Annotated in this window: 2 tRNA genes and 3 rRNA genes; all 5 read right to left on the bottom strand. The window is 51.4% G+C overall.

What is annotated here, in order from left to right:
- Positions 1-115: ribosomal RNA gene (gene rrf / locus NP552_RS25785) — 5S ribosomal RNA — on the bottom strand; the annotation flags it as partial.
- A 138-nt stretch (positions 116-253) separates the two neighbouring features.
- Positions 254-3,144: ribosomal RNA gene (locus tag NP552_RS25780) — 23S ribosomal RNA — on the bottom strand.
- A 224-nt stretch (positions 3,145-3,368) separates the two neighbouring features.
- Positions 3,369-3,444 (bottom strand) — tRNA-Ala (locus tag NP552_RS25775).
- 7 nt (positions 3,445-3,451) lie between these two features.
- Positions 3,452-3,528, bottom strand: a tRNA-Ile gene (locus NP552_RS25770).
- Between the two features lie 84 nt (positions 3,529-3,612).
- Positions 3,613-5,149, bottom strand: a 16S ribosomal RNA gene (locus NP552_RS25765).
- Between the last annotated feature and the right edge of the window lie 287 nt (positions 5,150-5,436).

Genomic DNA, 5,436 nt, shown 5'->3' with positions numbered 1-5,436 from the left:
CTTGACGATGACCTACTCTCACATGGGGAAACCCCACACTACCATCGGCGATGCATCGTTTCACTACTGAGTTCGGGATGGGATCAGGTGGTTCCAATGCTCTATGGTCGTCAAGAAATTCTGTTGCCAGAAGGTCTTGTTCAGACACTCCAGCGAATCGGGTATGTGATGTTCGTGAGTTACAAATCTTCGGCTTACTGTGTCTTCACAACACCGCAATCTGGTCGTTCGACGCAAATTGCTTGGGTGTTATATGGTCAAGCCTCACGGGCAATTAGTATTGGTTAGCTCAACGCCTCACAGCGCTTACACACCCAACCTATCAACGTCGTAGTCTTCGACGGCCCTTCAGGGAGCTCAAGGCTCCAGTGAGATCTCATCTTGAGGCAAGTTTCCCGCTTAGATGCTTTCAGCGGTTATCTCTTCCGAACATAGCTACCCGGCAATGCCACTGGCGTGACAACCGGAACACCAGAGGTTCGTCCACTCCGGTCCTCTCGTACTAGGAGCAGCCCCTCTCAAATCTCAAACGTCCACGGCAGATAGGGACCGAACTGTCTCACGACGTTCTAAACCCAGCTCGCGTACCACTTTAAATGGCGAACAGCCATACCCTTGGGACCGGCTTCAGCCCCAGGATGTGATGAGCCGACATCGAGGTGCCAAACACCGCCGTCGATATGAACTCTTGGGCGGTATCAGCCTGTTATCCCCGGAGTACCTTTTATCCGTTGAGCGATGGCCCTTCCATACAGAACCACCGGATCACTAAGACCTACTTTCGTACCTGCTCGACGTGTCTGTCTCGCAGTCAAGCGCGCTTTTGCCTTTATACTCTACGACCGATTTCCGACCGGTCTGAGCGCACCTTCGTACTCCTCCGTTACTCTTTAGGAGGAGACCGCCCCAGTCAAACTACCCACCATACACTGTCCTCGATCCGGATAACGGACCTGAGTTAGAACCTCAAAGTTGCCAGGGTGGTATTTCAAGGATGGCTCCACGCAGACTGGCGTCCACGCTTCAAAGCCTCCCACCTATCCTACACAAGCAAATTCAAAGTCCAGTGCAAAGCTATAGTAAAGGTTCACGGGGTCTTTCCGTCTAGCCGCGGATACACTGCATCTTCACAGCGATTTCAATTTCACTGAGTCTCGGGTGGAGACAGCGCCGCCATCGTTACGCCATTCGTGCAGGTCGGAACTTACCCGACAAGGAATTTCGCTACCTTAGGACCGTTATAGTTACGGCCGCCGTTTACCGGGGCTTCGATCAAGAGCTTCGCGTTAGCTAACCCCATCAATTAACCTTCCGGCACCGGGCAGGCGTCACACCCTATACGTCCACTTTCGTGTTTGCAGAGTGCTGTGTTTTTAATAAACAGTCGCAGCGGCCTGGTATCTTCGACCGGCATGAGCTTACGGAGCAAGTCCTTCACCCTCACCGGCGCACCTTCTCCCGAAGTTACGGTGCCATTTTGCCTAGTTCCTTCACCCGAGTTCTCTCAAGCGCCTTGGTATTCTCTACCCAACCACCTGTGTCGGTTTGGGGTACGGTTCCTGGTTACCTGAAGCTTAGAAGCTTTTCTTGGAAGCATGGCATCAACCACTTCGTCGCCTAATGGCAACTCGTCATCAGCTCTCGGCCTTAAGATCCCGGATTTACCTAAGATCTCAGCCTACCACCTTAAACTTGGACAACCAACGCCAAGCTGGCCTAGCCTTCTCCGTCCCTCCATCGCAATAACCAGAAGTACAGGAATATTAACCTGTTTTCCATCGACTACGCTTTTCAGCCTCGCCTTAGGGACCGACTAACCCTGCGTCGATTAACGTTGCGCAGGAAACCTTGGTCTTTCGGCGTGGGAGTTTTTCACTCCCATTGTCGTTACTCATGTCAGCATTCGCACTTCTGATACCTCCAGCAAGCTTCTCAACTCACCTTCACAGGCTTACAGAACGCTCCTCTACCGCATCACCTAAGTGATACCCGTAGCTTCGGTGTATGGTTTGAGCCCCGTTACATCTTCCGCGCAGGCCGACTCGACTAGTGAGCTATTACGCTTTCTTTAAAGGGTGGCTGCTTCTAAGCCAACCTCCTAGCTGTCTAAGCCTTCCCACATCGTTTCCCACTTAACCATAACTTTGGGACCTTAGCTGACGGTCTGGGTTGTTTCCCTTTTCACGACGGACGTTAGCACCCGCCGTGTGTCTCCCATGCTCGGCACTTGTAGGTATTCGGAGTTTGCATCGGTTTGGTAAGTCGGGATGACCCCCTAGCCGAAACAGTGCTCTACCCCCTACAGTGATACATGAGGCGCTACCTAAATAGCTTTCGAGGAGAACCAGCTATCTCCGAGCTTGATTAGCCTTTCACTCCGATCCACAGGTCATCCGCTAACTTTTCAACGGTAGTCGGTTCGGTCCTCCAGTCAGTGTTACCTAACCTTCAACCTGCCCATGGATAGATCGCCCGGTTTCGGGTCTATACCCAGCGACTAAACGCCCTATTAAGACTCGCTTTCGCTACGCCTCCCCTATTCGGTTAAGCTCGCCACTGAATATAAGTCGCTGACCCATTATACAAAAGGTACGCAGTCACCTAACAAAGTAGGCTCCCACTGCTTGTACGCATACGGTTTCAGGATCTATTTCACTCCCCTCTCCGGGGTTCTTTTCGCCTTTCCCTCACGGTACTGGTTCACTATCGGTCAGTCAGTAGTATTTAGCCTTGGAGGATGGTCCCCCCATATTCAGACAAAGTTTCTCGTGCTCCGTCCTACTCGATTTCATGACTAAGAGATTTTCGCGTACAGGGCTATCACCCACTATGGCCGCACTTTCCAGAGCGTTCCGCTAATCTCAAAGCCACTTAAGGGCTAGTCCCCGTTCGCTCGCCACTACTAAGGGAATCTCGGTTGATTTCTTTTCCTCAGGGTACTTAGATGTTTCAGTTCCCCTGGTTCGCCTCTTGCACCTATGTATTCAGTACAAGATACCTGACTTATGCCAGGTGGGTTCCCCCATTCAGAGATCTCCGGATCAAAGTCTGTTTGCCGACTCCCCGAAGCTTATCGCAGGCTACCACGTCTTTCATCGCCTCTGACTGCCAAGGCATCCACCGTATGCGCTTCTTCACTTGACCATATAACCCCAAGCAATCTGGTTATACTGTGAAGACAACATTCGCCGAAAACTTGTAATTACTCACAAATTTTACCTTAGCCTGAACACACACCAGTGAAAGTGCTGTCCAGTCTATCTTTCTATCACATACCCAAATTTTTAAAGAACGATTCTGATAAAGTTCAGAAATCAATATTCGATGCGAATATTCATTTCTAAGCTTTGACAAACTAGCAAGCGGGGTGGTGGAGCCAAGCGGGATCGAACCGCTGACCTCCTGCGTGCAAGGCAGGCGCTCTCCCAGCTGAGCTATGGCCCCAGCAAATTGGTGGGTCTGGGCAGATTCGAACTGCCGACCTCACCCTTATCAGGGGTGCGCTCTAACCAACTGAGCTACAGACCCAATCGAAGGTTGCTAACCTAATCGTCTTCTTCAATGAATCAAGCAATTCGTGTGGGAGCTTATGAGACAGCTGATGTCGTCGATTAAGGAGGTGATCCAGCCGCAGGTTCCCCTACGGCTACCTTGTTACGACTTCACCCCAGTCATGAATCACACCGTGGTAACCGTCCTCCCGAAGGTTAGACTAGCTACTTCTGGTGCAACCCACTCCCATGGTGTGACGGGCGGTGTGTACAAGGCCCGGGAACGTATTCACCGCGACATTCTGATTCGCGATTACTAGCGATTCCGACTTCACGCAGTCGAGTTGCAGACTGCGATCCGGACTACGATCGGTTTTGTGAGATTAGCTCCACCTCGCGGCTTGGCGACCCTCTGTACCGACCATTGTAGCACGTGTGTAGCCCAGGCCGTAAGGGCCATGATGACTTGACGTCATCCCCACCTTCCTCCGGTTTGTCACCGGCAGTCTCCTTAGAGTGCCCACCATAACGTGCTGGTAACTAAGGACAAGGGTTGCGCTCGTTACGGGACTTAACCCAACATCTCACGACACGAGCTGACGACAGCCATGCAGCACCTGTCTCAATGTTCCCGAAGGCACCAATCCATCTCTGGAAAGTTCATTGGATGTCAAGGCCTGGTAAGGTTCTTCGCGTTGCTTCGAATTAAACCACATGCTCCACCGCTTGTGCGGGCCCCCGTCAATTCATTTGAGTTTTAACCTTGCGGCCGTACTCCCCAGGCGGTCAACTTAATGCGTTAGCTGCGCCACTAAAATCTCAAGGATTCCAACGGCTAGTTGACATCGTTTACGGCGTGGACTACCAGGGTATCTAATCCTGTTTGCTCCCCACGCTTTCGCACCTCAGTGTCAGTATGAGCCCAGGTGGTCGCCTTCGCCACTGGTGTTCCTTCCTATATCTACGCATTTCACCGCTACACAGGAAATTCCACCACCCTCTGCCCTACTCTAGCTCGCCAGTTTTGGATGCAGTTCCCAGGTTGAGCCCGGGGATTTCACATCCAACTTAACGAACCACCTACGCGCGCTTTACGCCCAGTAATTCCGATTAACGCTTGCACCCTCTGTATTACCGCGGCTGCTGGCACAGAGTTAGCCGGTGCTTATTCTGTCGGTAACGTCAAAACAGCAAGGTATTCGCTTACTGCCCTTCCTCCCAACTTAAAGTGCTTTACAATCCGAAGACCTTCTTCACACACGCGGCATGGCTGGATCAGGCTTTCGCCCATTGTCCAATATTCCCCACTGCTGCCTCCCGTAGGAGTCTGGACCGTGTCTCAGTTCCAGTGTGACTGATCATCCTCTCAGACCAGTTACGGATCGTAGCCTTGGTGAGCCATTACCTCACCAACTAGCTAATCCGACCTAGGCTCATCTGATAGCGCAAGGCCCGAAGGTCCCCTGCTTTCTCCCGTAGGACGTATGCGGTATTAGCGTTCCTTTCGAAACGTTGTCCCCCACTACCAGGCAGATTCCTAGGTATTACTCACCCGTCCGCCGCTGAATCGAAGAGCAAGCTCTTCTCATCCGCTCGACTTGCATGTGTTAGGCCTGCCGCCAGCGTTCAATCTGAGCCATGATCAAACTCTTCAGTTCAATACTGCTTGGGTTTTGAGAAAACCCTAAACTTGGCTCAGCATTCTCAAATGACTTACTTTCAAATCTTTCGATTTTCGTGCAGTCACTTGTGATGCTGATAATCTTTCTGACTATCAGTCTGAGCTCACAAGCACCCACACGAATTGCTTGATTCAGTTGTTAAAGAGCGGTTGGTCAAGAACTTTTCGTCTCAACCGAGGCGCGCATTCTACGCTTTCCTCAGAGTCTGTCAAGCGTTTATTTTGAAGTTTTTCGTTTCACTTCAAACACTTGACTCGCTTCGA

The organism is Pseudomonas sp. 8209 (assembly GCF_028682105.1).
In the GTDB taxonomy this organism is placed as follows: Bacteria; Pseudomonadota; Gammaproteobacteria; order Pseudomonadales; family Pseudomonadaceae; genus Aquipseudomonas; species Aquipseudomonas palmensis.
This window is presented reverse-complemented; position numbering and strand designations above follow the sequence as displayed.